Annotated in this window: 22 protein-coding genes; 6 read left to right on the forward strand and 16 right to left on the reverse strand. The window is 70.8% G+C overall.

Annotated features, from left to right (window positions below; all coding sequences use genetic code 11):
- Window positions 1–6: 6 nt before the first annotated feature.
- From ABZ928_RS42365 to ABZ928_RS42375, 3 genes are read right to left on the reverse strand one after another with little or no spacing between them, the layout of a single operon-like run.
- On the reverse strand, window positions 7–819 hold the full coding sequence (locus ABZ928_RS42365) for an ABC transporter permease subunit (RefSeq protein WP_361531479.1): 813 nt from the start codon (window positions 817–819) through the stop codon (window positions 7–9).
- Window positions 807–1685: an ABC transporter permease subunit gene (locus ABZ928_RS42370; RefSeq protein WP_361531482.1), complete on the reverse strand. Its 879-nt coding sequence runs from the start codon at window positions 1683–1685 to the stop codon at window positions 807–809. Before ABZ928_RS42370 ends, ABZ928_RS42365 begins: the two co-directional genes overlap by 13 nt.
- The gene (locus ABZ928_RS42375) at window positions 1682–2836 is read right to left on the reverse strand and encodes an extracellular solute-binding protein (RefSeq protein WP_361531485.1); all 1155 of its coding nucleotides are present in this window, start codon (window positions 2834–2836) and stop codon (window positions 1682–1684) included. Before ABZ928_RS42375 ends, ABZ928_RS42370 begins: the two co-directional genes overlap by 4 nt.
- Window positions 2837–3073: 237 nt before the next feature.
- Between ABZ928_RS42375 and ABZ928_RS42380 the strand changes: the two genes are divergently transcribed.
- Window positions 3074–3814 (forward strand): GntR family transcriptional regulator, encoded by a 741-nt coding sequence (locus ABZ928_RS42380; RefSeq protein ID WP_361531488.1) that lies wholly within the window; start codon window positions 3074–3076, stop codon window positions 3812–3814.
- Between the two features lie 95 nt (window positions 3815–3909).
- Here the strand turns inward: ABZ928_RS42380 and ABZ928_RS42385 are convergent, their stop codons facing one another.
- The 4 genes from ABZ928_RS42385 to ABZ928_RS42400 all read right to left on the reverse strand — a co-directional run bounded on the left by ABZ928_RS42385 (window position 3910) and on the right by ABZ928_RS42400 (window position 9060).
- The gene (locus ABZ928_RS42385; RefSeq protein ID WP_046260034.1) at window positions 3910–4362 is read right to left on the reverse strand and encodes an Lrp/AsnC family transcriptional regulator; all 453 of its coding nucleotides are present in this window, start codon (window positions 4360–4362) and stop codon (window positions 3910–3912) included.
- A 17-nt stretch (window positions 4363–4379) separates the two neighbouring features.
- Window positions 4380–5852 carry an amino acid permease gene (locus tag ABZ928_RS42390; protein WP_361531491.1) on the reverse strand — a complete coding sequence of 491 codons (1473 nt, stop codon included), beginning with the start codon at window positions 5850–5852 and terminating at the stop codon, window positions 4380–4382.
- Window positions 5853–6013: 161 nt separating this feature from the next.
- On the reverse strand, window positions 6014–7480 hold the full coding sequence (locus ABZ928_RS42395) for a GuaB1 family IMP dehydrogenase-related protein (RefSeq protein WP_361531494.1): 1467 nt from the start codon (window positions 7478–7480) through the stop codon (window positions 6014–6016).
- 584 nt (window positions 7481–8064) lie between these two features.
- Entirely contained in the window at window positions 8065–9060 is a 996-nt protein-coding gene (locus ABZ928_RS42400) for a nitroreductase family protein (RefSeq protein ID WP_361531497.1), read from the reverse strand.
- 596 nt (window positions 9061–9656) lie between these two features.
- On the opposite strand from ABZ928_RS42400, the gene ABZ928_RS42405 reads away from it, so the two are divergent.
- On the forward strand, window positions 9657–10172 hold the full coding sequence (locus ABZ928_RS42405) for an inorganic diphosphatase (RefSeq protein ID WP_361531500.1): 516 nt from the start codon (window positions 9657–9659) through the stop codon (window positions 10170–10172).
- A gap of 23 nt (window positions 10173–10195) precedes the next feature.
- Window positions 10196–11467 carry a phosphopyruvate hydratase gene (gene eno / locus ABZ928_RS42410; protein ID WP_361531503.1) on the forward strand — a complete coding sequence of 424 codons (1272 nt, stop codon included), beginning with the start codon at window positions 10196–10198 and terminating at the stop codon, window positions 11465–11467.
- 91 nt (window positions 11468–11558) lie between these two features.
- On the opposite strand, the gene ABZ928_RS42415 is transcribed toward eno, so the two are convergent.
- Genes ABZ928_RS42415 through ABZ928_RS42425 form a run of 3 tightly spaced genes read right to left on the reverse strand, consistent with a single transcriptional unit; the run spans window position 11559 to window position 13627 of the window.
- Window positions 11559–12032: a DsrE/DsrF/DrsH-like family protein gene (locus tag ABZ928_RS42415; protein WP_361531506.1), complete on the reverse strand. Its 474-nt coding sequence runs from the start codon at window positions 12030–12032 to the stop codon at window positions 11559–11561.
- A gap of 20 nt (window positions 12033–12052) precedes the next feature.
- Window positions 12053–12370 carry a TusE/DsrC/DsvC family sulfur relay protein gene (locus tag ABZ928_RS42420; protein ID WP_361531509.1) on the reverse strand — a complete coding sequence of 106 codons (318 nt, stop codon included), beginning with the start codon at window positions 12368–12370 and terminating at the stop codon, window positions 12053–12055.
- Between the two features lie 15 nt (window positions 12371–12385).
- A complete protein-coding gene (locus ABZ928_RS42425) occupies window positions 12386–13627 on the reverse strand; it encodes an FAD/NAD(P)-binding oxidoreductase (RefSeq protein ID WP_361531512.1) in 1242 nt (413 codons plus the stop codon).
- Between the two features lie 280 nt (window positions 13628–13907).
- On the opposite strand from ABZ928_RS42425, the gene ABZ928_RS42430 reads away from it, so the two are divergent.
- On the forward strand, window positions 13908–14360 hold the full coding sequence (locus tag ABZ928_RS42430) for an OsmC family protein (RefSeq protein ID WP_361531515.1): 453 nt from the start codon (window positions 13908–13910) through the stop codon (window positions 14358–14360).
- A 119-nt stretch (window positions 14361–14479) separates the two neighbouring features.
- On the opposite strand, the gene ABZ928_RS42435 is transcribed toward ABZ928_RS42430, so the two are convergent.
- From ABZ928_RS42435 to ABZ928_RS42445, 3 genes are all read right to left on the reverse strand, one after another.
- A complete protein-coding gene (locus ABZ928_RS42435; protein ID WP_361531518.1) occupies window positions 14480–17188 on the reverse strand; it encodes a cation-translocating P-type ATPase in 2709 nt (902 codons plus the stop codon).
- Between the two features lie 2 nt (window positions 17189–17190).
- Window positions 17191–18066, reverse strand: coding sequence for a universal stress protein (locus tag ABZ928_RS42440; RefSeq protein WP_361531521.1), 876 nt, complete (start codon window positions 18064–18066; stop codon window positions 17191–17193).
- 461 nt (window positions 18067–18527) lie between these two features.
- On the reverse strand, window positions 18528–19436 hold the full coding sequence (locus ABZ928_RS42445; protein ID WP_361531524.1) for a universal stress protein: 909 nt from the start codon (window positions 19434–19436) through the stop codon (window positions 18528–18530).
- Window positions 19437–19653: 217 nt separating this feature from the next.
- Between ABZ928_RS42445 and ABZ928_RS42450 the strand changes: the two genes are divergently transcribed.
- Window positions 19654–20487, forward strand: a complete 834-nt coding sequence (locus ABZ928_RS42450) for a universal stress protein (RefSeq protein WP_361531527.1) — start codon at window positions 19654–19656, stop codon at window positions 20485–20487.
- Between the two features lie 19 nt (window positions 20488–20506).
- Here ABZ928_RS42450 and ABZ928_RS42455 read toward each other — a convergent pair whose 3' ends face one another.
- From ABZ928_RS42455 to ABZ928_RS42465, 3 genes are read right to left on the reverse strand one after another with little or no spacing between them, the layout of a single operon-like run.
- Complete coding sequence (locus tag ABZ928_RS42455; protein WP_361531530.1) at window positions 20507–22876, reverse strand: glycosyl hydrolase family 65 protein; 2370 nt, start codon at window positions 22874–22876, stop codon at window positions 20507–20509.
- Window positions 22873–23646, reverse strand: a complete 774-nt coding sequence (locus ABZ928_RS42460; RefSeq protein ID WP_361531533.1) for an HAD-IA family hydrolase — start codon at window positions 23644–23646, stop codon at window positions 22873–22875. The genes ABZ928_RS42455 and ABZ928_RS42460 overlap by 4 nt, the downstream gene beginning before the upstream one ends.
- A gap of 2 nt (window positions 23647–23648) precedes the next feature.
- Window positions 23649–24533 carry a universal stress protein gene (locus ABZ928_RS42465; protein WP_361531536.1) on the reverse strand — a complete coding sequence of 295 codons (885 nt, stop codon included), beginning with the start codon at window positions 24531–24533 and terminating at the stop codon, window positions 23649–23651.
- A 396-nt stretch (window positions 24534–24929) separates the two neighbouring features.
- Between ABZ928_RS42465 and ABZ928_RS42470 the strand changes: the two genes are divergently transcribed.
- A complete protein-coding gene (locus ABZ928_RS42470; protein ID WP_361531539.1) occupies window positions 24930–25154 on the forward strand; it encodes a hypothetical protein in 225 nt (74 codons plus the stop codon).
- The last annotated feature ends 143 nt before the right edge of the window (window positions 25155–25297 follow it).

The following is a 25297-nucleotide window of genomic DNA, read 5'->3' on the forward strand; positions in this document are numbered from 1 at the left end:
GGTTCTTCATCCCCGGGTAGTAGTACGGGCGCGTCCGCCGAGGCCGGCCAGGACGAGGAGCAGCACCCAGGTCACGAGCAGGCTGAGCACGGACACGGCGACGGAGAGCTGGGCCTGCGAGCCGCTGACGTTGACGATCCAGACGGCGAAGGGCTGGAAGCCCAGCAGCTGCGCCACGGTGAACTCGCCGAGCACCAACGCCAGGGTGAGGAAGGAGGAGTTGAGGAGCGCGCCGCGCAGATTGGGCAGCACGGCCCGGACCAGCGCCTGCGGCCAGTTCGCCCCGCAGCTGCGGGCGGCCTCGACGAGGGTGCCCACGTCGACGGCCCGCAGCCCGGCGTCCAGGGCGCGGTACACGAAGGGCAGCGCCATCACGACGTACGCCAGGACCAGTACGACGGGGAACTCCGGGTTCTGGATGGCGACGAAGGTCTGGAACAGCGGGGTGCGCGAGAGGTGTTCGGGCCCCCACTTGAGCACGCTGATGATCCCGGCGACGAACGCGATCGGCGGCACGACCAGCGGCAGCGAGCACACCAGCTCGACGACCGGCCGCAGCCGGGGCGCCCCGAGCCGCAGCGCCACCATGGCCGGCACCATCAGCAGCAGCACGACCACGATGGTCGCGAGGGCGAGTTCCAGCGAGAGCAGCAGGCTGGAGACGAATCCGTCGGCGGAGAAGATCTGGGTGTAGGCGTCGAAGGTGATCCCCTGCCCGGGCACGTCGACCGTGAAGACGACCGACGCGGCGAGCGGCACCAGGAAGTACAGCCCGGCGAGGCCGTACACGCCCCACCGCCACAGGTTCAGGCGAGCCATCGCGCGCTCCGTCGTTGCAGGGGCAGATACACGGCCATGACGAGCCCCGCGACGATCACCATGTCGAGGCTGAGGGCGAGGGCCACGTTCTCCTGGCCCACGAGCACGTTGCCGGAGAGCGCGTCGGCGATCTGGAGGGTGACCAGCGGAATGGAGCTGCCCACGATCGCGGCGGCGGTGGCGTACGCGGCGAAGGCGGTGCCGAAGAGCAGCACGAGCCCGCCGAGGAGCGAGGGCGCGAGGACCGGGAGGGCGACGTGCAGCCAGTACTGCACGGGGGTCGCCCCGTTGTTCTGGGCGGCCTCGCGCCACTGGACGCGCAGGCCCTCCAGCGCCGGGGTGATGGTGAGGACCATCAGCGGGATCAGGAAGTACAGGTAGACGATCACCAGTCCCCAGAAGCTGTACAGGTCCCAGCCGTGGTCGGTGAGCCCGAAGTGCCGTGTCAGCACACCGGCGTTGCCGAGCGTGGCGACGAAGGCGAAGGCGAGGGGGACACCGCCGAAGTTGGCGAGGACGCCGGAGGCGGTGAGCACGGCCTCGCGGAGCGCCCGGTGCCGGGACGTCACCACGGCCTGGGCGAGCGGCAGTCCGAGCGCCGCGGCCAGCACGGCTGATACGGCGGACAGCTTGACGCTGCCGAGGAGGGCCGTGAGATAGGCGCCCTGGAGCGAGGCCGTCAGATTGCCGGCCGTGTAACCGCCGTCGCCCGTGAACGCCCCGTCCAGGATGGCCCAGGCGGGCACTCCGAAGGCGAGGCCGGTGAAGACGAGCAGCGGGAGGACCGCGAGCCAGCCGAGCGACCGGCGCCGCCGCTTCACCGGAGCGGCGGACGCCGGGTCGACCCGCGTGAGGGTCGCCGTCATCCGGAGACGGCCTTCGCCCAGCCCTGCCCGAGGACCGTCTTGGCCTTGTCCTGCTGGGCCTCGGTCGGGAAGGAAGGCGTCCCGGAGACCGTGGGCAGCTTGGCGGCGGCCGTCTTGTCGAGGGTGCCGGCCTTCTCCATGGCGGTCATCAGGGCCGGTCGCGCGTACCCCTTGAGCCACAGGTTCTGGCCCTCGGCGCTGTAGAGGTACTCCTGCCACAGGCGGGCGGCGGCGGGGTGCGGGGCGTCCTTGTTGACGGCCTGCGAGTAGTACTGCGAGAAGGTGCCGTCGGTCGGCACCGCCACCTTCCAGTCGACACCCTTGGACTTGAACTCGTCGGCGTACCCGGCGTTGAGGTAGTCCCAGTCGATGCTGATCGGCGTCTCGCCCTTCTCGACGGTGGCCGGGGTCGACTCGACGGGCGTGTAATTGCCGTTCTGCTTCAGCTTCTTGAAGAAGTCGAGGCCGGGCTGGATGTCGTCGAAGGAACCGCCGCTGGCCAGCGCCGCCGCCCAGACACCGCCGAAGGCCGAACCGGACTTGGTGGGGTTGCCGTTGAGGGCGACCTGGCCCTTGTACTGCGGCTTGAGCAGGTCGGCGAAGGTGGTCGGGCAGGTCTTCACCCGCTTGGCGTCGCAGCCGATGGAGATGTAGCCGCCGTAGTCGTTGTACCAGCGGGCCTGCGCGTCCTTCTGCCCCTCGGGTATGTCGGCGAAGGCCTGCACCTTGTAGGGCGCGAGCAGCCCCTTCTGGGCCGCGCTGATCGCGAAGGAACTGCCCAGGTCGAGCACGTCCGGCGCCCGGTCCTGGCCCTTCCTGGACGTCACCGCGTTGATCTCGTCCTGGCTGGAGCCGTCGGGGTTCTCGACGGCGACCTTGATGCCGTACTTCTTCTGGAAGCCGTCGATGAGGGCGCCGTAGTTGGCCCAGTCGCGGGGCAGCGCGATGGCGTTGAGGGTGCCCTCCGCCTTGGCGGCCTTCACCAGGGCGTCGAGTCCGCCGAGGTCGGCGGCGGAGGTGGCGGTGGCGGCGTTCTTGCCGTCGGCGGTGGTCGAGGAGTTCTCGGGGGCGGCGCCACAGGCGCTCAGGGCGAGGGCGGCGAGGACGGCGAGGGCACCGGGGACGGCGGTTCTCGGCAGGGACACGGTCACGGCTTCTCCAGGGGACGCGCGAGGGTGCAGGAGTCGGACGGAGCGGAGCAGGAGAACTGGTGTCGCATAACTTGTCTGAACAAGTTGGCCTCAGTAAGACCTCTGCCGGTATCGATTCCGTAAACACTGGCGAAACAGTGACCCTTGCGTTTCCTTACGATCATGCTCCTCCCGGTTCCCTGAGGATGTCGACTAGGCTGCTCACGCTGTGCACAGCTGTCGACTCGGAGGGAAAGCATGCCGGCCCGACACGAGGAGATCGCCGACGCGTTGCGCCGGGCCATCGACCGCGAGGAGTACACCGTCGGCAGCCGGCTGCCCGCCGAGACCGACCTCGCGGCCCACTACGCCGTCTCACGCGGCACGGTCCGCCAGGCCGTCGCCGCGCTGACCGCCGAGGGCCTCATCGGCTCCCGCCAGGGCGCCCGCCGCGTGGTCCTCGCCAGCCGCCGCAGCCAGAGCTTCGCGGAGCTCCGCAGCTTCGCCCAGTGGGCGCGGGCGATGGGCCGCGAGGCGACGGGCCAGGTGGTCGCACAGGAGTACCGCCCGGCGACCCCGGAGGACGCCATACGCCTCCAACTACGCGCCGGCACACCGGTGTTGCACGTCCTGCGGGTACGCGGCCTGGACGGCGAGCCGGTACTGCTGGAACGGACGGTCTACGCCGACTGGATCTCCCCCGCCGTCGAGCCGATCGAGCCCGACTGCCCGTCCGTCACCCAACGCCTGTACGACGACACGGGGTTGGTCTTCGCCTACGGCGAGCACGTCATCGACGCGGTCGCCGCAGGCGCCCAGGACGCCGAACTCCTGGAGATCCGCCGCACCAGCCCCCTGCTCCGGGTCCGCCGCGTCACGACAACCCGCGAGGGCCGCCCGGTGGAGTGGTCCGACGACCGCTACCGCTCGGACGCGGTGAGCTTCAGCGTCCACAACTCGATGGACAACAACGCGCTGGCGAGGAAGACGGCGGAGTAGAAACTCGGGGGTGCGGACCGTCTCCGGGTGCGGGTGACGTGCCTCAGGGGCGCGGGGAACTGCGCGAACGGCCACGACGTACCCGCACCCGCCCACTACCCCGGCGCCCCCGATGAGAACCTCCGCAGCAACGGCGACAGCACCAGCACCGACTTGGTCCGCTCCACGAACGGCTCCCCCGCGATCCGCTCCAGCACCCGCTCGAAGTGCCGCATGTCAGAGGCGAACACCTGCACCACGGCATCCGCATCCCCGGTGACGGTAGACGCGGCGACAACCTCCTGGTACCGCTCAAGCCCCCGCCGGATCGTGTCCGGCGAGGTGTTGTGCCGGCAGTAGATCTCGACGAACCCCTCGGTCTCCCAGCCGAGCGCCGACGGGTCGACCCGCACGGTGAACCCGGTGATGGCCCCGGTGGCACGCAGCCGGTCCACGCGCCGTTTCACGGCGGGCGCGGAGAGGCCGACGATCTGCCCGATGTCCGCGTAGGAGCGGCGGGCGTCCTCGGCGAGGGCGTGGACGATGCGTTCGTCGAGATCGTTGAGCACGGTGGGTGGATCAGCCTTCAGATGGTGCGAGTAGTGCGAGACGGCGTTGCGAGACGGGACCGGCGATAGCCGTATACGAAGTAGAACACGAGCCCGGCGGCCATCCAGACCCCGAAGACCACCCAGGTGACGGCGGACAGGCTGCCCATCATCCAGACGCAGAACCCGAGCCCCAGCGCGGGCAGCACCGGCGACAGCGGCACCCGGAAGGTGCGCGGCATGTCCGGACGGCTCCGGCGCAGCACCACGACGGCGATGTTGACCAGCCCGAAGGCGAAGAGCGTGCCGATGCTGGTGGCGTCGGCGAGCTGCCCGAGCGGGATCGCGGCGGCGAGGACACCACAGAACAGCGACACGATCACGGTGTTGGCGCGCGGCGCGCCGGTCTTCGGGTGCACCCGCGCGAACACCTTCGGCACGAGCCCGTCCCGGGCCATGGCGAAGAGGATGCGGGTCTGCCCGTAGAGCACGGTCAGGACGACACTCGCGATGGCGATGACCGCGCACGCGGCCAGCAGCGTCCCCCAGAAGCTCTGTCCCGTCACCTCCCGCATGATCTGCGCGAGCGCGGCCTCCGAGTCCCCGAACCGCTGCCAGGGCTTCGCCCCGACGGCGACGGCCGCGACGACGACGTACAGCGCCGTGACGATGACCAGCGACAGCATGATCGCGCGCGGCAGGTCCCGCTGTGCGTTCTTGGCCTCCTCACCTGCGGTGGAGGCGGCGTCGAACCCGATGTACGAGAAGAAGAGAGTGGCCCCGGCCGCGCTCACGCCCGCCATGCCGAGCGGCATGAAGTGCTCGTAGTTCCCGGACCGGAAGCCCTGGACGCCGATGGCGCAGAACAGCACGAGCGCGGCGATCTTCACGACGACCATGACGGTGTTGGCCCGCGCCGACTCCTTCGCGCCGCCGAGCAGAAAGGCCATCGCGAGGAGTACGACGATCAGCGCCGGCAGGTTGAAGAGGCCGCCGTCCCCGGGCGGGGCGGACAAGGCGTCGGGGATGGTGACGCCGATGGTCCCGTCGAGCAGCTCGTTGAGGTACTCGCCCCAGCCGACGGCCACGGCGGCGACCGAGACGCCGTACTCCAGGAGCAGACACCAGCCGCAGACCCAGGCGACGAGCTCGCCCATCGTCGCGTAGGCGTACGAGTACGAGGACCCGGAGACCGGGATCGTGCCCGCGAGCTCGGCGTACGACAGGGCCGAGAAGAGCGCCGTGAGACCGGCGATCACGAAGGACAGGGTGACCGCCGGTCCGGCCTTGGGGACGGCCTCGCCGAGGACGACGAAGATGCCGGTGCCGAGGGTGGCGCCGATGCTGATCATGGTCAGCTGCCAGAGCCCGAGGGACCGCCGGAGGCTGCCGCCCTCGCCCTGTCCTCCTTCGGCGACGAGCCGTTCCACCGGCTTGCGCCGCATGAGGCGCGCACCGACTCCCGGAGGCCGTGAGATGCGCTGTTGCGGGGGTGCGCCTTGGTCGAGCACGCGCTGACTCCTTCGTCATTGCATTTGAGTACAGCGCAGCACCCTATGAGCCGGGGCATCACGGCCGTAATGCGGCAACCTTGCACGTAGACGCAAGATCATTGCGTTTCTCGTGCAAGGGTGCACATTCGTTGCGGGCCTGCCGAACGGCCCGCTTGCGCCTAGCTCCAGCTCGCGTGCAGCGGCTTGCCCTCGGCGTAGCCGGCCGCGCTCTGGATGCCCACGACGGCCTTCTCCGCGAACTCCTCCAGGGAGCCCGCACCGGCGTAGGTGCAGGAGGAGCGGACGCCCGCGATGATCGAGTCGATGAGGTCCTCGACGCCCGGGCGGGCCGGGTCGAGGAACATCCGGGAGGTGGAGATGCCCTCCTCGAACAGCGCCTTGCGGGCACGGTCGTACGAGGACTCCTCCGACGTCCGGTTGCGCACCGCGCGCGCGGAGGCCATGCCGAACGACTCCTTGTACAGGCGCCCGTTGGCGTCCTGCTGAAGGTCGCCCGGGGACTCGTACGTGCCCGCGAACCAGGACCCGATCATCACGTTGGACGCCCCGGCGGCCAGCGCCATGGCGACATCGCGCGGGTGCCGGACACCGCCGTCGGCCCAGACGTGCTTGCCGTACTTCTTCGCCTCGGCGGCGCACTCCAGGACGGCGGAGAACTGCGGCCGGCCCACGCCGGTCATCATGCGGGTCGTGCACATGGCGCCGGGGCCCACACCGACCTTGATGATGTCCGCGCCGGCCTCGATCAGGTCCCGCACACCCTCGGCGGCCACGATGTTGCCGGCGACGATCGGCACCTGGGGGTCGAGCGCCCGCACGACCTTGATCGCGCTGATCATCGACTCCTGGTGGCCGTGCGCGGTGTCGATGACAAGCGTGTCGACGCCCGCGTCGAGCAGCTGCTTGGCCTTGCCGGCCACGTCGCCGTTGATCCCGACGGCGGCGGCGATCCGCAGCTTGCCCTGCGCGTCCACGGCCGGCGTGTACAGCGTGGCGCGCAGCGCGCCCTTGCGGGTGAGGATGCCGGCGAGCCTGCCCTCGGCGTCGACGGCCGGGGCGTACCGCCGGTTGGCCGCGTCGAGCCGGTTGAACGCCTCACGCGGGTCGATGCCGGCGTCCAGGAGCAGCAGGTCGCGCGACATGACGACCTCCAGCTGCGTGAAGCGGTCCACGCCGGTCAGGTCCTGGTCGGTGACGACACCGACGGGCCGCTGGTTCTCGTCGACGACGACACCGGCGTTGTGCGCCCGCTTGGGCAGCAGCGCGAGGGCGTCGGCGACGGTCTGGTGCGGGGCCAGCACGATCGGGGTGTCCAGGACGTGGTGGCGGCTCTTCACCCAGGAGACGACCTCGGTGACGACCTCGATCGGGATGTCCTGCGGGATGACCACCAGGCCACCGCGCCGGGCCAGCGTCTCGGCCATCCGGCGCCCGGCGATGGCGGTCATGTTGGCGACGACCAGCGGGATCGTGGTGCCCGAGCCGTCGGGCGAGCTGAGGTCCACACCCTGACGCGAGCCGACCGCACTGCGGCTCGGGACCATGAAGACGTCGTCGTACGTCAGGTCGTAGGGAACCGGAGGTGATTCTACGTGCTGCCCCGTACCAGGCTCAAGGAAACGCATAAGTCTCACATTTTCACGCGAAACGGCGCAGGTCACTCCCACAAGGACACAGCAAAACGCCCCCGCTTTCGTATGTTCCTCCAGTGAGGTACGGGGGCTCCGGTGTCAGGCAGTGGAACCTGCCTTACCCCGAGAGTTTACCTGAAGGCGCCGGACGAGGGCCGACGCCCGCCGTACCGACCTTGAGGCCCACGCCCGTCGGAGCCGAGAGTAGGGGTCCGGGCCTCCCGGTCCGCCCGCTCGGAGAGCCCTTCGCGGTGAACCGCTCCCGGCCCGATGGAAGCTCCGACCGATTCCGGAACGATCCGCTACTGCCACGAATCCAGGGACGACTCCGGTCTCGCCGAGGTGACCGAGTCCTCGACCGTGCGCATCCTTTGCATAGGAACGAGAATCTCGCCTACCGAGCGGGGTGCCCAGTTCCAGCGCGTCCCGCAGCCGCTCACCGTCGGCCGGCGAGAGCAGTCCGGCCTCGCTCGCATCGACGGCTATGCGGGCAAGCTGGTCGTCAATGAGAAACTCACTGCTCCAACGACCTGTCCAGGTGCACCGTCGCGGCGCCCTTCGGGGCGGTCTCCTCACCTTCAGGCGAAATCGAGGACATCGTGCACGGGGCGGCGGGGTGTGGCGGGGCCTCGCGGCCCGTAGCCCAGGCGCAGCACCATTTGGACGTGGCCCCGACCGGACACGGGGTCGCGGGCCAGCCGGCGCAGGTCGTCGCTCTCCAGCGCGTGGGAGGTCAGGGAGGTGGCCAGGTCGGCCAGAGTTGCTTCCAGCAGGACGCGCTCCAGCGCCTGCCCGGCACGCAGCCAATCGGCGACCGTGTCGCCGGGGGTGCTCAGCAAGGCCAGATGTGGGGTGTGCTCGAAAGCGGTGGTTCCTCGGTCGGCCACCGGTCGGCGCGCGGCGAAGTCCCGTAGGGGAGCCTTGCCGTCCCGCTTGTGCGGGCCAAAGGCGTACTCCGGAACGCCGTCGACAGCGGTGTCCGCCTCCGCGCCGAGCCGGGTCCAGCGGATCAGGTCCTCTCTGGCGGCGGGATCCAGGTCGTCGCGGTTCTCTGCATCGTGGACCAGATCGAGCACGGTGTCGGCGTGCCAGGGGCCAGGGAACAACAGGTTGGCTCCTTCCTGTGCCGCGGCCTTCCGCAAGGCGGCCTGGATGTCCTCGGGAAGATCCTTCTCGGCGAAGGGATGGCGGCTGGTGTGCCGTTGTCGGATCGCGGGATGCAGTCGTGCCAGGTCGTCGACGCCTGGCGCCGTTCCGGTGGGAGCGGCCAGGCGGACGGTGGCGAGCAGCAACGGATCACCCGGCTCGGGTAGCAGCCGCGTCTCTGGGATCAGGCTCGCGTGCGCGACGGCCACGCGCAGGTTGAACAGTGCCGCTCCGCAGCCGATGTGCAGGGCCCGGTTGCCGGGGTCAGAGCGGGGCATGGCCCGCTCCGGGTCGGCGAACAAGAGGATCAGACGCTTGTCCGCGGCGAAGCGGAAACGCCATGGCTGTGCATTGTGCATGGACGGAGCCGCAGTGGCCTCGGCGATCAGCTCGGTCACCGCCTGTTCATCGGGCTGCAGAAGAGTCATTTCGTCCTCCTCACGTGCCCACCTCCACCGGCTGAGCCTGGGGTCAAGGACCAGAACCCCCGACGACCGTGCAGGACACGTTCCGCCGTCGGCGAGCGAGAGAGGGTGCGGGCGCCTCGGGGCTCGCATCGGCCCGTCCATACCTGACGAGGTGCTTCCAGTATCCGCCGTGAGCGTCGCTGATTACGCGCCGACCGTCCCTAACAGCTGGCCCGAACGGCCCGTGACAGCTCCCGCTCGCCTGGCCTGGAATGGGGAGAGGCGCACACTGGAAGAGCACGCCCCCTTCGTCGCGGGCGGGCCGGTGATGGGGCTCACCGCGACCGCGGTCGAAACCGCTGACGGTCCCTGGTCCAGCAGTGCTGACCAGGAGGAGCCATGCCCACAGCCGCCGCCTTCGACTCGCTCGTCGGAGCGGATCTGCGGCGTCAGGTCACACGCCTACGTGCAGTGTGCAGTGTGGGGGCCCTCGGGCAGCGCGCGTCCCCAGCCTGGTCTGATCCCGGCGCGAGCGTATTCGATGTGGCTGTATGCGGAGCGTCAACTCGTTCAGCACCCAAGCCACTTGAGCACAACGAGGGGGCAGGGAGGCCGCTATGGAGTTCGACGTGATCGTGGAGATCCCCCAGGGATCCCGCAACAAGTACGAGATGGACCACGAGTTGCACCGCATCCGCCTGGACCGGATGCTCTTCACCTCCACCCAGTACCCGGCCGACTACGGCTACATCGACCACACTCTGGGCCGCGACGGTGACCCTCTCGACGCCCTCGTCCTGACCGGCGACCCCACCTTCCCCGGCTGCACCATCGAGTGCCGGGCCGTCGGCATGTTCGTCATGCGCGACGAGAAGGGCCCAGACGAGAAGATCTTGTGCGTCCCCGCCCACGACCCCCGCTACGCCGATGTACAGGACATCGGCGACATCCCCTCCTTCGACCAGTTGGAGATCACCCACTTCTTCGAGGTCTACAAGGACCTGGAGCCCGGCAAGTCCGTCGAGGGCTCGCACTGGGAGGGCCGCGAGCAGGCGTACGCCGAGATCAACGCCTCCCGCGAGCGCGCCACCGAAACCGGCTCGGAGCACACACCACAGAGCACCGCCACCTGACCCACGAGACAGGAGAAGCGCCCATGCTGCGCATCGCCCGCCTGCACGCCACCGAGATCCTCGACTCCCGTGCCCGCCCCACCCTCTCCGTCACCCTGGAAACCGCCGACGGGCTCCGCGTGCGGGCCGGAGTGCCCTCGGGTGCCTCCACCGGCACCCGCGAGGCCGTGGAACTGCGCGACGGCGACCCCGCCCGCTACGGCGGCCAGGGGGTCACTCAGGCCGCCGGACACGTCAACGGCGAGATCGCTGACGCGCTCGTCCGCCACAGCTTTTCCAGTTTCGCCGAAGTCGACGCCGTGCTCATAGAGTTGGACGGCACGGACACCAAGTCCCGTCTCGGTGCCAACGCCATCGTAGGTGTCTCGCTCGCCGCCGCCCGCGCCCAGGCCACCACCGCCGGGCGGGAGATCTGGCAGTACCTGTCCGAGGCCGCCGGTACCCAACCCCTGCTGCCCGTCCCGCACTTCAACGTGGTCAACGGCGGGGCCCACGCCGTCAACGAACTCGACTTCCAGGAGTTCATGCTGGCCCCCATCGGCGCCCCGAGCATGTCCGAGGCTGTGCGTGCGGGCGCCGAGGTCTACGCCCGGCTCAAGGCCCGCCTGGCCCACGAGGGACACGCGACCGGCCTGGGTGACGAGGGCGGCTTCGCGCCGGCCATCGCCCGGCCGGAAGACGTCCTCATGCTGCTCGTCGAGGCGATCACCGATGCCGGATACACGCCCGGACGTGGCGGCGTCGCCATCGCTCTGGACCCGGCCTCCAGCGAGTTTCGCGACGTCGCCGACGGCCGCTACCGGGTCGCGGGCGAGGCGCTCACCAGCGACCAACTCATCGACCGCTATGAGGAGATGTGCGACCGGTTCCCGATCTGGTCGATCGAGGACGGACTGGCCGAGGACGACTGGGACGGCTGGGTCCGTCTGACCGAGCGCCTGGGCACGCGCATCCAGCTGGTCGGCGACGATCTGTTCGTCACCAACCCGGCCATCATCACCGAGGCGATCGCCAAGAAGGCCGGCAACGCCTCGCTGATCAAGGTCAACCAGATCGGCACAGTCACGGAGACCCTGGAGGCCATCCGCGTCAGCCGCGAGGCCGGGTACGCTCAGATGGTCTCCCACCGTTCCGGCGAGACCGAGGACTCTTTCATCGCCGATCTGGTCGTCGGCGCCGGGTGCGGGCAGCTCAAGTCCGGCGCGCCGGCCCGGGGCGAACGCGTCGCCAAGTACAACCGGCTCATCGAAATCGCCGCCGCCGAGCCGGCCTTGCCCTACGGGCTGGTCCGCTGACGCCCTTCGTGACCCGCGCCGAGCCGCCGACGTTCACAGGCCGGAATCCGGCGGCGTCGGCGGCATGGCCGGCCCGAGGTCGGCGAACGCGTCAGGTGTAGATGATCTGCCCGCCGGCCGCGTGCTCGTAGAACTCGCCGACCGTGATGATGCCCTGGACCTGCTCGACCAGGTCGTCCTTGTCCAGCTCGAACAGGTCGACGGACGCCTTGCAGGCGTAGATGCCCGCGCCGGTGTCGGCGATCATCTCGATGAACTCGGGGATCGGCGGGATGTCGAGCTTGTCCATCTTGCGTTCCATGTACCGGGTGACCAGGTCCGGCACGCCCGGCATGCCACCCAGCAAGGTGGGCAGGTGCAGGCCGGGGTTGCCAACCGTGGCGAGCTTGATGTGCTCCCAGCGCTTCTTCGTGATCGCGTCCAGTCCGAAGAAGGTGAAGAACAGGTCGGCCTCGATGCCTTCGGCGCGGGCGCCGTTGGCCATGATGAGGGCCGGGTAGACCCCTTCCAGGGATCCCTTGGAGACGATGATCGAGACCTTCTCGATCGTGGCGGTGCTTGCCATGACGGGCACACTCCTCGAGATCAGATGCAGCCGCGGGGCTTGGGGATTCCGGCGATCCTCGCGGCCGTCCTCGCCGGGCCCTTCGGGAAGAGCTCGTAGAGCTCCTTGACGCTCACACCGGAGGTCTTGCCTAGCACCCGCACGGTGGGGCCGGTGCCCTTGGCGGCGTACTGCTCGCGCATGAAGCGGATCACCGTCCAGTGCCGGTCGGTCAGCTGCTCGATGCCCGCCTCGCGGGCGATGACCGGAGCCATGTCCTCGGTCCACCGGCCGGGATCGGCGAAGAAGCCTTCGTCGTCGACCGGGACGGCGGTGTCGGCGTAGGTGGCGGTGGGCATGCCGGTTCTCCTCACTCAGACCTGGACGTGTTCCTTGCCGCGCTCGGGCATCGCCGAGCCGATGCCGGGCAGTTCCCGGCCGGGCAGCAGGCTGTGCCAGTACAGCCACTCGAAGGCGAGTTTGCCGAGGTGGGCGGCGTGCGACTCCTTCAGCAACGGCAGGCCCACCGGACCTGGGAAGTGACCGGGCAGCGGCTCGGTGTCGTAGTTGAAGTCGATGAGCAGCGCCTTGTGGAAGCCGGTTTCGACGAAGCAGTTGGTGTGCCCGTCGAAGGAGGCGTCCAGCGGCTGCCCGGCGAGGAAGCGGCCGATGTTGTGCACCAGCACCTCGCCCTCGAAGTGGGCCACCGAGCCCGCCTTGGAGGCCGGCAGACCCGCCGCGTCGCCGATCGCGAACACCTCGGGGCGGTCCGGGTGTTGGAGACTGTGCGGGTCTACGGGGATGAAGCCCAGCTCGTCGCCGAGCCCCTCCGAACGGCCGACGTACTCCGCGCCACCGTGCAGCGGCACGACGACCGCCAGGTCGAACGGCACTTCACGCTCGTCGTACGACACCAGCCGGCCACCGGGGCCGTCGACCTCACCGAGGGTGAACTCGGTGACCAGCTCGATGCCCTTCTCCTCCAGCAGGCCGCTCAGCGCCTTGGCGGCGACCGGTTTCGTGAACGCCGCGTCCAGCGGGGTGGCGTAGGTCAGCTGGACCCGGTCACGGATGCCGCAGCGCCGGAAGTACCAGTCGGCGAGGAAGGCGAACTCCAGTGGCGCCACGGGGCACTTGACCGGCAGGTCGGCCACGTTCACCACCACACGGCCGCCGTCGAAGCGCTCCAGCGCGTGGTGCAGACCGACGGCGCCGGGAAGGTCGTAGAAGGTGAAGACCGTCTCGCCCCAGCCGGGGCCGGTGAGGCCTTCGGTCTCCTCCGGCAGGAGCCTGGCTCCGGTGGCCACGACGAGCACGTCGTACGTCAGCCGGATGCCACCGCCGAGGTGCACGGTCCGCGTGTCCAGGTCGACCCGCTCGATCCGTGCCTGCTTGTAGTCGACGGCGGCGTTCAGCTGCCGTGGCCGGGAGCGGACGAGCGCGTGGGGCTGAGCGAGCCCGAACGGGACGAACAGCAGGCCGGGCTGGTAGACGTGGTCGTCGTCCTGGTCGACGACCGTGATCCGGCGATCGCTCTCGCCGTGTGCGCGGCACAGGCGGTTCGCCGTCATGGTGCCGGCGGTTCCGCCGCCGAGAATCACGATGTGTTTGCTCATGTCCTCACTGTCGTGCGGGAGATGAGGTGGGGTCATGGGCCGATGGTCCCGGACCCCGTACCCACCGGGGTATACCTGCCGGCGATCCCGTGCACCGGCTCGTTGCGCGTTCGACGGTGACATCGTCGCAGGTAGGCATACTGTGCTGGGTATCTTGTCACCAGCCTTCCGGACGGGGCCGAACGGCCCCGACCGTACCCCGATCGCCTCCTCGCCTCACCGCGCCGCCCGCGTTCCACTGGAAGACGACAACGGACGACATCGACGAGGAGGCGCGGCCATGACAGGAACAGCAGCACCGGATACCACCGCCCCAGGCCCGCCCGAAGCCGCTGCGCACACCCTCGACGTCGCCCATGTCGACGGGGACGTGTACACCGTCGAGGTCCGCGGCCACCGGCTGCGGGTCGACCAGCCCGAGGACGCCGGCGGTACGGATACCGCGCCCACCCCCACCGAACTCTTCGCCGCGTCCCTGGCCACCTGCGTCGCGTTCTACGCAGGCCGCTACCTCCAGCGCCACGGCCTGGACCGGACGGGACTTCGGGTGCGCACCGAGTTCACCATGGCGACGGACCGGCCGGCCCGCATCGCCTCCGTCCGCGTCGCCATCACCACGCCGCCGGGGCTGCCCGAGCAGCGCCGCGCGGCCTTGCTCGCCGTCGCCTCGCACTGCACCATCCACAACACGCTCCACCAGCCGCCCGAGATCGACATCGAGCTGGCGCCATGAGCGCAGCACACCACCGCGCCGCCGGCGAGGCCGCTCCCGCATCGGAGCGGCCTCGCCGTTTCGGTGTCCGCGCCACGAGCCCGATGCCGGCGCTCGCACCATGTGAACGGCAACCCGGTTCAGGACGACGCGCCAGGCCGGTGCAGCACCAACCGGGTGGCCCGCAGAGCCAGTTCTGCGAGGAGGACGGTGGAGGCCGTCCCGAAGCACAGCGCCCACTGAGTCGCGTTCAGCGGCACGGTGCCGAACACCGTGCGGGCCCAGGGCAGGTGGACAGCGGCGGCCTGCACGGCGAGGACTCCGGCCAGGCACAGCCACAGGGTGCGGTTGCGGAACTGGTGGCGGCCCAGCAGGGGGCCGTCCTCGGCGCGGGCGCACAGCGAGTTGAACAGCTGAAACAGGACGAACGTGGTGAACGCCATGGTCAGGGCGGTGTCGGTGCCGACGTAGGAGCGGGCGAGGGCCAGCAGGACCACGGTGCCCACGGCCATGACCGCGCCGGCCCGGCTGATGGCGACCAGGCGTCGCGCGTCGAGGATCCGTTCGCTCGGATCGCGTGGCGGGCGGCGCATCGCGTCGTCGCGCGCCGGGTCGACGGCCAGGGCCATGGCCGGCGGGCCGTCCATGATGATGTTGACCCACAGCAACTGGGCCGCGGTCAGCGGGGCGGGCAGTCCCGCCAGGGATGCGCCCAGGAGTGTCAGGATCGCGCCGATGTTGGTGGCCAGCTGGAAGCGGACGAACTTGACGATGTTGTCGTAGATGGCGCGGCCTTCGCGCACCGCTCGCACGATGGTGGAGAAGTCGTCGTCGGTGAGGACCATGTCGGCGGCTTCCTTGGCCACGTCCGTGCCGGTGATGCCCATGGCGACGCCGATGTGGGCGGCCCTGAGTGCTGCCGCGTCGTTGACGCCGTCGCCGGTCATGGCGACGATGTGGTCGCGGCTGGTGAGGGCCCGGACGATCGCCACCTTGTGTTCCGGTGCGACGCGGGCGAAGACGCCGATGTCGTCGATGCGCGCGGTGAGTTGGTCCTCCGTCATCCCGTCCAGCTCGATGCCGGTCACGGCCTCGCCCTCGATGTGCAACTCGCGTGCGATGGCCGCCGCGGTGTCGGCGTGGTCACCAGTGATCATCTTGACGGCGACTCCCGCCGTGCGGCACAACGCGATCGCGTCACGGGCCTGCGGACGGGGCGGGTCCGCGATCCCGGCGACCGACGTCAGCGCCAGTCCGGTGAGTGTCCCAGGGGTCGGCGTGCCGTCCGTCACGGCGGTGGCCGCGCCCAGAACCCGCAGTCCCCTACCGCCCAGTCGCGACGTCACCGCGAGGATCTCGCTTCTGTACCGGTCGTCGAGGGGACGTACTCCGTCCTCGGTGACGACGTCGGTGCACAGGCCGAGCAGGACGTCCACAGCGCCCTTGGCGTACACGCGGGTGCCGCCGTCGGGTTCGGCGTGGAATGTGGCCATGTACTTCGTGGCCGCGTCGAAGGGCAGTTCGCCGGCGCGTGGGAGATCGGCGCGCGCTCCGTCGGCGTCCAGGCCGGCCTTGGCGGCGAGCACGACCAGCGCGGCCTCGGTCGGGTCGCCGACGAAGCCGTCGCCGGTGAGCCGGGCGTCGTTGCAGAGCGCGAACGGCAGGACGGCGTCCAGGAGTTGGGCACTCCGGCCCTCGCCGCCGTGGATGACGCCCTGCGTGTCGTATCCCTCACCTGTGACCTCGTGCAGCCGCCCGGCGGCCCACAGTGCGCGCACGGTCATCTCGTTGAGGGTCAGCGTGCCGGTCTTGTCGCTGCACACGACCGTCGCCGAGCCCAGCGACTCCACCGAGGCGAGGCGTTTGACGATGGCCCCGCGGCGGGCCATGCGGTACACGCCGAGTGCGAGGGTCAACGCCAGGACGGCAGGCAGTCCCTCGGGGATGGCGGCGACGGCCAGGGCCACGGCCCGCAGCGCGATGTCGGCGAGCGACTCGCCCTCGACGAGCGCGACGAGCGCGTAGGCGACGACCGCGACGCCGCTCAGCAGCGCGAGGCGTCGGCCGAGGCTGTCCAACTGGACCTGGAGCGGGCTGGGGGGTTCGGTGCCGGTGCGCAACGCGTCGGCGATCGCGCCGAGTTCGGTGCCCATGCCGGTGGCCGTGACGATCATCTCGGCGCGGCCCCGGGTCAGCGCGGTGTTCATGAACAGCATCCCGGTGCGCTCGGCGAGCGGTACCGGGCCGGTCGCGGCGGTGCTCTTGGCGACGGGCTGGGACTCACCGGTGAGGGCCGCCTCGGCGACCTCCACCGACTCCGCCACGATCAGTCGCCCGTCGGCGGGTACCCGGTCGCCGGCCTCCAGCAGGACGACGTCCCCGGGCACGAGACCGTCCGCCTCGACCACCCGTTCCGCTCCGTCGCGCCGGACCCTCGCGGTCGGCACGAGCATCCGGTGCAGCGCCTCCAGGCTGCGCTCGGCGCGCCGCTCCTGCAGATAGCCGAGTACGGCGTTGATCTGCAGGACGACGGTGATCACCAGGGCGTCCCTGATGTCCCCGATGGCTCCCGCCACCACGGCGGCGATCAGCAGGATGCCGATCAGCCAGTTGCGGAACTGGTCCAGGAACTTCAGCCATTCGGGCCGCCGGGCCGGTTCCGCCAGACGGTTCGGCCCGACGGTCACCGCGCGCTCGGCGGCCTCCCGCGTACCGAGTCCCGTGGCCGGGACGACGCCCAGCTGGGCCGCCACCTGCGCGGGAGCGAGACGGTGGGCGCCCGGCACGCCGACAGCTTGCTCGGTCGCGGCCCCTGTCCGTACGGCCTCGACCGTCGTCCGCCCGTCCACGGTCAGCCCTTCCCGGAGCGGACGACGGCGACCGGACCGTGCGCGTGGCGCAGCACGGCCTGGCTGACCGAGCCCGGCAGCAGGCTCGCGAGGCCGGCCCGGCCCCCCGCCCCGACCACCACGAGCCCGGCATCGGCGCACAGATCGACGAGGGCGCCGCGGGTCCGACCGCGAACCAGTCGGCGGTGGACGGTCACGTTCGGATACTCCTCCCGCAGACCTGACAGCGCCCCCTCGGGCAGATCATGATCACCGAGCCTGTGGTTGTCGCGCGTTCCGGAAGACGGAATGGCGGACCCGTTGTGCCGCCGATCCGCCCATGGGCTACGCGTATGCAGGGCGACCAGATCCACGCCCCGCGCCGAGGCCTCCGCGAGGGCGAATCGGGCCGCCCTTCGCGCCGTCGGCGTGCCGTCGTCGGCCAGCACGACCGGGCCGGTCCGGGCCGACCTGCCGTGGACCACCAGCACCGGGCAGCGGGCATGGGCGGCCAGCCGACGGGCGACGGAGCCACGCCGCAGTCCGGAAACCCGGCTCTCCCGACGACCGCCCACCACGATGAGACCCGCATGACCCGACTCGGACTCCAGCACCGTGACGGGGTCGCCGACAAGGATCCCGTGCGTGATCTCCACCGTCGGTGCGGCCTCTCGGGCCCGACGCTCGGCCTCGGCCAACGCGCCGTTCACCAGGTCGCGCAGCCCGGCACCGTCCGGATCCCAAGGCGGCACGCCAGGGGGCACATGCCCAGCCGGCCACGAGATGGCGTGCGCCAACCGGAGGCCCACCCCACGCCGCTCGGCCTCCCGGGCCGCGGCTTCCACCGTACGCAGGCTCGACGACCTGCCGTCCACTCCCACCACAACCGGGCCGCGCATCACTGGTCACCCCTCTGGGTCGCGGTGCTCGGCAGAGCCCCGGATTCCGCGCGGCGAGGCGACGGCGGCCCGGCACAAATGGGGCCTCGGCCCCGGCAGCACAGGCCAGGCGGCCTCGCCTCGCTCTTCTGACTCCAGCCTGTTCCCGCCGGGCTCGTCCCGCACTGGGCCGTCCGGTCCCGAGAGCGCACCGTCCGGCCCTCCCCGGTGTCCGTACGACGACCCTGAGGTACGGAAACGGAGACAGGGGCACATGATGCGCGGCGCGCAGGCGAGCATGAGGCGGGTCAAGGCGTGCGGCACCGCGTGTCCATCGGCGCGCGGCAGCCCGCGATTCCGTCGCCCCGGCCTCAGCGTGCGCTGGGGTTCACGGGGCGAGGGAGCCGTCACCGCCGGCACCTCGCGTGGACCGTCCGCGTCGGCCACGACTGGCCTGAGCCTGTCCGTCACCCCCTCCATCGTCACGCGTGCGGTACGACGGCCACAGGGCAGTCGACGTGATGGATGGCGGCGTGTGTGACGGGCCCGGTGCGCGCGAGCACCGGCCGTTCGGTGACGCGGTGGCCGACGACGAGCAGACTCGCTCCGGAGGCGGCCCGGATCAGCGCGGACGAGGCCTTGCCCTCCAATACCGACTCCACGACCTCCACCTCGGGGTACTTGTCGCGCCACAGCTGGAGCACGGCGGACAGGAAGCCCTGCCACTCGTCCCCCCGCCGGGCGTCTTCGATCAGCCCGATCTCGCCAGGGCCGAGGCTGAGCGGAGAAGGAGCCTGCCAGGCGTGCACGACGCGCAGCCGCGCGTCGCGCAGCCGGGCGGCCTCGAAGCCGAACTCGATGACTTCGTCGCACGGGTCGCCGAGGTCAAGGCCCAGCACCACGTCCCGGTAGCCGGTGCGCGTGGAGGCGTTCCCGTCGGCGTCCGGGAGGCGTTCGTCCCCGGCCTCCTCGCCCGCCCGGACCAGGACGACGGGACGCGTCGCCTTCGCCACCACGCCCAGGGCGACCGAGCCCACCAGGAACCCGGTGAAGCCGCTCAGTCCGCGCGAACCCAGTACCAGCAGGTCGGCCCGTTCGGCCGCGCGCAGGAGCGCCTGCGTCGCCGGGCCCTCGACCTGCTCGTCGTCGAGGCGCACGCCGGGGCACGCGCCGTGGACGTGCTCCTCGGCCTGCCGCAGCACACGCCGCGCCAGATGCCGCTGCACGGCGCTCACCGGCTCGCCGCCCGTCTGCTCCTGGTGGGGATGCCAGTTCCTGGCATGCACGAGACGCAGGGCACACCCCCTGCGTACGGCCTCACGCCCGGCCCACTCCGCGGCGGCCAGGCTCTCGGCGGATCCATCGACTCCGGCGACAACGGGCGGAATCATGACGCACACCTCCAGCGCTCGGTCTGCTCCTCATCGTCAGCGTCACGCCCCGACTGGTGCCCAGGGAGGGGCTGCCCGGTCCTCGCCCAGGACCGTCCGGCCCTGCCTGTGCATCGCTCCCCAGGACACGATGGACAGAGGGAGAGCCTGTCCTTCGCCCACCGCGCCACTTCACCCGCGAGACGATCGGGGGCCATGCCCTGGGGAGGCGAACGTGATGGAGCGGACGATCGTCACCGGAGTGGATCGCTCGGCGCGCAGCCGCGTCGCAGCCGACTGGGCGGCCCACGAGGCACTGTCCCGCGGGCTGGCGCTGCGGGTGATCCATGTGACGCCGCCCGCCGACCTGGACGCGGCACAGCTGTGGCCGTACCGTCCGAAGGTCGTGGCGGCCCACGCAAGGGACGAACTCGTGGCCCGGTACCCGGACTTGAGTGTCGAGTGCGTGCGGCTCGCCGGAACGGCCGCGTCGGTGCTGAGTTCACAGAGCGGGGACGCGGAGATGCTCGTGCTCGGTGTGCGGGGTGAGGGCGGCCACGCCGGGCTCTGTCTGGGGTCGACCGCGCTGGCCGCCGCCGGGGCCGCCGCATGCCCGGTTGTCCTGGTCCCGAGTGGGTTCGCCTGCGTCGGCCCGCCACGCAGGTCGCACAAGGTCACGCTCGCCGTCGACGCCCGTCATCCCGCTGACGGAGCCATCGACTTCGCCTTCGACATCGCACGCCTGCGCGGTGCGCGACTGCACGCGCTGCACGCCGGGGCCCCTCCGCCCCCCGGCTGCGCGTCCCGTTCGCCGTCGGCGCCGCGCTACGCCGCCCGCGCGGACGGCGAGATGGCGCTCCTGTCCGAGGCACTGAGGCCCTGGCGTGTGAAGTATCCGAACGTACGGGTAGTGGAGGACGTCATCCTCTCCGGCCCTGCCAGGGCCTTGATCCGGACCTCGGGCAGCGTCGAGCTGATGGTGCTCGGGCGGGCGTCCGCCGGCGGGCTGGGCTCGGTCGCGTACGACGTCGCTCAGCACTCCAGGTGCCCGGTCGCCGTCGTCCCGGCGTGAGCGTCGGTCCACGCACCTGTCAGTCCGCGAGGACCAGCCGGCCCGTCTCCCCCGGCTGGAGGCAGACCGCCCGGTTCGGCAGCCGTACGTCGATCGATGAGGCGTCGGACGCCGGCACCGCGACCTCCAACAGCCCGTGCTCCAGCCGCAGCCGCACACCCCAGTGACCCTGGTAGCGGAGGTCGAAGCCGTACGAGGACAGTTCGGGCAGCGGGACGGGGTCGAGCCACAGTGCCCCGTCGCGCGTTTCCAGGCCCGTCAGTCCGCGTTGGACCAGGTCGAGGGTCCCGGCCATGGCGCCCAGGTGAATGCCCTCCCCGGTGGTGCCGCCCTGTACGTCGGCGATGTCGCCTTGAAGGGCCTCCTGGCAGTACTTCCACGCCTCCGCGCGCCTGGCCCTGGCCAGCACCCAGCCGTGCACCAGGCCGCTGAGGGTGGAGCCGTGGCTGGTGCGGCGCAGGTAGTGGTCGACAGTGCGACGCCAGGTGTCCGGGTCGAGTCGCAGTCCCAACCGGCCGAAGATGTCCTGCAGTTCGGCGGGCGAGAACAGGTAGCCGAGCATCAGCACGTCGGCCTGTTTGGAGGCCTGGTAGCGGTTGACGCTGTCGCCCTCCGCCTCCAGGATCCGGTCCAGGCGCCGGATGTCGCCATAGCGGGCACGGTAGCCCTCCCAGTCGAGTTCGACGAGGTCGCCGTAGCCCTCGAACTGGCTGATGACACCGCTGTGGAAGGGCACATGGAGGGTGCGGGAGACGTCCTCCCACTGTTCGAGTTCGCCGCCGTCCAGACCGGTGCGCTCGACGAGTTCACGGCGTCGGGGCTCGGGCAGGGACTCCAGCAGCTCCAGCGTGCGGGCGAGCACCCAGGCGGCCGTGACGTTGGTGTACGCGTTGTCGTCAAGCCCGGGTGTCCTAGCGCCGGGGTACGCCTCGTGGTACTCGTCGGGCCCCACGACACCCCTGATGCGGTGCCGGCCGAGGTGGTCGTCCCAGACGGCTGAGTCGGCCCAGAAGCGGGCGATCTGGAGCAGCATCTCGGCGCCCTTGGCGTGCAGGAACTCCATGTCACCGCTGGCCTCGCAGTACTGCCACACGTTGTACGCGATGGCCGAGCCGACGTGGTGCTGGAGGTGGGAGTGGTCGGGCAGCCAGCGTCCCGAGCGCGGGTTGAGGTGAAGCTGCTGGGTCTCCTCGCGGCCGTCGCTGCCGCTCTGCCAGGGGTACATCGCACCCCTGCGACCCGCCTCGCGCGCGGCCGTGCAGGCCTGTTCGAGGCGCCGGTGGCGGTAGCGCAGCAGGGCACGGGACACCCCCGGGAAGTGCAGGTTGAGATACGGCAGGACGAACAGCTCGTCCCAGAACACGTGCCCGCGGTAGGCCTCGCCGTGCAGGCCCCGGGCCGGCACTCCGACATCGAGGTCCGCGGTGTGCGGGGAGAGGGTCTGCAGGACGTGAAACAGGTGCAGCCGCAGGATACGGCCCGCCTCCCCGGCGACGTCGAGGTCCGCGCGGCGCCAGAGCTGGTCCCACGCCGTGAGGTGCGACTCCAGCAGCTCGTCGAAGCCGGGTGCCCGGCCCACTCGGTCGACGGCGGCGGACAGCGGGTCGCTGATCGCGGGGTCGCGGGAGGTGTGCAGGGCGACGGTCTTGTCGACGATGACAGTGCTGCCTGGAGTCAGGTCCAGGGTCAACCGTTGTATGGCGTACGGGAGTTCGCGGTGGGCGCTGACCGGCGCATCGGCGGTGACCCTGGCCGCCATGCCGATGCGGATGTCCGAGGTGCGGGTGCGGCAGCGCAGCCATACGGTGTCCGGGGCAGCGGTTCCGGTGTGCACGTGGATGAGATGCCGGCCGTCCAGGTCGCGGTAGCGGGGCACACCGGCGTTGGTGACCCCGCCATCGAGGGCTGCCTCGACCTCAAGCCGGCCGACGAAGCCCTCAGCCCTGAACTCGGTTCGTAGGGAGGCCAGATGGGGGTCGGCCATGTGCACAAACCTCTGCTGACGCACCATCAGTGTCCGTCCCTCGCCGAGGCCGTAGCGCGTCCGGCGTTCCAGCATCCCCGAGGCCAGGTACAGCACCATCCGGTGGTCGAGCACCGTCGCGGTGTCCGGGGTGAGCCACGGCCCCTCATCGACGCGGAAGCGCAGCGGCAGCCAGTTCGGAACGTTGACCATGTCCTCGTTCTCGACGCTGCGGCCCGCCACCTCGGAGGTGAGCCGGTTGTAGCAGCCCGCCACGTATGTGCCCGGGTAGTGCACGTCGTCCGCGGCGCACTCCGGCAGTGCCCCTCGGGTGGCGAAGTAGCCGTTCCCCAGCGTGCACAGCGACTCCCTGAGCCGCTCGTCCGCGGGCTCGTAGCCGTCGTACTCCCAGGTCCAGCCCGTCACTTCGGCGCTCCTCCCGCGCACAGTTCCGCGAGATCCCGTACGACGATGTCGGCACCGTTGCGCAGCAGCCGCTCCCCCGACTCGCCCGTGGCGGCGCGGTCCACACCGACCACGAGGGCGAATCCGCCGCGTCGGCCCGCTTCCACGCCCGCCAGGGCGTCCTCGACGACGGCGGCGCGGTCGGCGGGGACGTGCAGCCGCCGGACCGCTTCCAGGAACAGGGCGGGTTCCGGCTTGCCCGCCAGGCCCAGCCGGGCCGCCTCGCCGCCGTCGACGAGGAGGTCGAAGAGGTTGAGTACCCCGGCCAGGCTGAGCAGTTCACCGGCGTGCCGGGACGCGGAGGCCGCCGCCACGGGGATGCCCGCCCGGCGAAGGGCCAGCACCAGCCGAACCGTCCCGGGGTACGCGTCGACGCCGTACTTGCGGAGCCGCTCGGTGAACAGCCGTTCCTTCTCGGCGGCGACGGCCCTCACGGTGGCGCCCGAGGTGTCGAGGCCGCGGGAGGCGAGGAAGGCCGCGGCTCCGTCCAGGCGGGATTTGCCGTCCACGTAGCGCAGGTAGTCGTCCCTGGCATCGAACGGGCGACCGCGGGCGGGGTCCTCGGGCGGATGGGCACGTAGGAAGGCGTCGAACGCCGTCTTCCAGGCGACGGCGTGCACCCGAGCCGAGTCGGTGATCACACCGTCGGTGTCGAAGACGACGGCGCGCACGTCCCGCAGGACCGGGGCGAGGGTCTCGGGGCAGGTCACCGGGACGGAGGGGCGGTCCATGCTCACACCCGCTGTGGGACGACGGCGACCGGGCAGTCGGCGTGGTGCAGAAGTGCGTGGGCCACCCGGCCGAGTTGGAGGCCCGTGTGCCCGTGCCGACGGCGGGCGCCGACGATCACGAGGTCCGCGGCGGCCGAGCGGTTCAGCAGCACCTTGCGGGCCGGTCCTTCCACTGTGGCACGGCGCACCCGGACCTTCGGGTGGTCCGCCATCGGCTCGTCGAGCAGGGCCTCCAGCAGCTCGGAGGCCTGTTCCTCGTGGTAGTGCGCAGGATCACCGGCCAGCAGGGGATGGTCCGCCGTCTCGTGTGCGGGGCAGCGCCAGGTGCGCACGACGTCAAGGGTGCACCCGCGCGCCTCGGCCTCGCGGAACGCGAACCGCACCGCCTCACCTCCGCTCGACGGCTCTCCCGCTCCGAGCAGGATCCGCTCGTGGGTACCCGCCAGTCCGGCTGTGTCACCCCGGACCACGATCACGGGACAGTGGGCGCGGGCCGCCACGGCGAGGCCGACCGAGCCGAGGAGCAGGCCCGCCAGCTCGCCGCGTCCGCGTGATCCGGTGATCAGGGCGGAGGCGTTGTGGCCCTCGCGCAGGAGCGCGGACACGGCTTCCTCGGGGACCACCTCCGCGGAGATCTTCAGACCGGGGCTGTGCCGACGGGCACGCTCCTCGGCGGCGCCGAGGATGGTGTCCTCCCTCATCCGCTCGGACGTGTACTCGGGGTCGTCGGGATCAGCGGACGGCGCGGCACCTTCGTAGCGCTCCCACAGGGAGGCGTACACCAGGCGCAGAGGCAGACCGTGCCGGGCCGCTTCGTCCGCAGCCCAGTCGGTCGCCGCCAGACTCGATTCCGATCCGTCGACACCCACGACCAGGGGCAGCTCCATCGTCACCACCGCGTTTCGTCGGTCAGCACAGCCGTGCGGGCCCGGGACTCCCCTCACCATTGCACTGCAGGCCGGACGACAGGAGGGGCACTTGGGCCCTTACCTGGGCCGTTCGGCCCCTGCTGTCGGTCCCTCCTGTCGGCTTCGCCGCCCCCGAAGAGGACGAGTGCCTGGTCCTGCCGGTCCGTACAGGCGGTGGGACCGTTCGGCCCGGTCCCGTGCCCATTCAGCCCCTGGGCCCAAGTGCCCCGTCGCAGGAGGCTGGGCTTGAGGCCGTAGGGAGGGTTCGCGACGACCGGCATCCAACACGCGGCAGTGCATGCCCTGTTGACGGACGACCCCACCTGCCCTCACGACCCCTCGCGTTCCCGAGCGCACAAGCCAAGGAGGGCGGTCATGGTTCCTCTCATACTGATCGGCGCAGCCGTGCTGGGCGCCTGTCTGGTGTTCGGCTACAGCTCGTTCGTCGTCGGCTTCTTCCTCATGATGGCCGGGGTCATCGGCCTGATCATGTTCATGGCCACTCCGGGCACCGTCCGCCGCCCCGGCGAACGGGAGACGGTCATCGAGGAGCGGCACTACATCGGCGATCACGATGATCACCGGCACTACCGGCCCTGAACAGCACCAGGCTCCGAAGGAACCTGCCCCGCCGGCTGCCTCAGGTGAAATGCCTGCCGCCGTACGACGGTTCCCGCTCCCGCTGCTGCGAACCCGACCCGTCACGGCAGCCGAGAAGGGACCGTTCGGCACTCGCAAAGAGC

This window comes from Streptomyces sp. NPDC046909 (assembly GCF_040644695.1).
Taxonomy (GTDB): Bacteria; Actinomycetota; Actinomycetes; order Streptomycetales; family Streptomycetaceae; genus Streptomyces.

What these genes read in the sequence shown, in the direction of transcription:
- ABZ928_RS42365 (WP_361531479.1), bottom strand. Translation starts at nt 819, where the DNA reads ATGGCTCGCCTGAACCTGTGGCGGTGGGGCGTGTACGGCCTCGCCGGG.
- ABZ928_RS42370 (WP_361531482.1), bottom strand. Translation starts at nt 1,685, where the DNA reads ATGACGGCGACCCTCACGCGGGTCGACCCGGCGTCCGCCGCTCCGGTG.
- ABZ928_RS42380 (WP_361531488.1), top strand. Translation starts at nt 3,074, where the DNA reads ATGCCGGCCCGACACGAGGAGATCGCCGACGCGTTGCGCCGGGCCATC.
- ABZ928_RS42395 (WP_361531494.1), bottom strand. Translation starts at nt 7,480, where the DNA reads ATGCGTTTCCTTGAGCCTGGTACGGGGCAGCACGTAGAATCACCTCCG.
- ABZ928_RS42400 (WP_361531497.1), bottom strand. Translation starts at nt 9,060, where the DNA reads ATGACTCTTCTGCAGCCCGATGAACAGGCGGTGACCGAGCTGATCGCC.
- ABZ928_RS42405 (WP_361531500.1), top strand. Translation starts at nt 9,657, where the DNA reads ATGGAGTTCGACGTGATCGTGGAGATCCCCCAGGGATCCCGCAACAAG.
- eno (WP_361531503.1), top strand. Translation starts at nt 10,196, where the DNA reads ATGCTGCGCATCGCCCGCCTGCACGCCACCGAGATCCTCGACTCCCGT.
- ABZ928_RS42415 (WP_361531506.1), bottom strand. Translation starts at nt 12,032, where the DNA reads ATGGCAAGCACCGCCACGATCGAGAAGGTCTCGATCATCGTCTCCAAG.
- ABZ928_RS42420 (WP_361531509.1), bottom strand. Translation starts at nt 12,370, where the DNA reads ATGCCCACCGCCACCTACGCCGACACCGCCGTCCCGGTCGACGACGAA.
- ABZ928_RS42425 (WP_361531512.1), bottom strand. Translation starts at nt 13,627, where the DNA reads ATGAGCAAACACATCGTGATTCTCGGCGGCGGAACCGCCGGCACCATG.
- ABZ928_RS42430 (WP_361531515.1), top strand. Translation starts at nt 13,908, where the DNA reads ATGACAGGAACAGCAGCACCGGATACCACCGCCCCAGGCCCGCCCGAA.
- ABZ928_RS42440 (WP_361531521.1), bottom strand. Translation starts at nt 18,066, where the DNA reads ATGCGCGGCCCGGTTGTGGTGGGAGTGGACGGCAGGTCGTCGAGCCTG.
- ABZ928_RS42445 (WP_361531524.1), bottom strand. Translation starts at nt 19,436, where the DNA reads ATGATTCCGCCCGTTGTCGCCGGAGTCGATGGATCCGCCGAGAGCCTG.
- ABZ928_RS42450 (WP_361531527.1), top strand. Translation starts at nt 19,654, where the DNA reads ATGGAGCGGACGATCGTCACCGGAGTGGATCGCTCGGCGCGCAGCCGC.
- ABZ928_RS42460 (WP_361531533.1), bottom strand. Translation starts at nt 23,646, where the DNA reads ATGGACCGCCCCTCCGTCCCGGTGACCTGCCCCGAGACCCTCGCCCCG.
- ABZ928_RS42465 (WP_361531536.1), bottom strand. Translation starts at nt 24,533, where the DNA reads ATGGAGCTGCCCCTGGTCGTGGGTGTCGACGGATCGGAATCGAGTCTG.
- ABZ928_RS42470 (WP_361531539.1), top strand. Translation starts at nt 24,930, where the DNA reads ATGGTTCCTCTCATACTGATCGGCGCAGCCGTGCTGGGCGCCTGTCTG.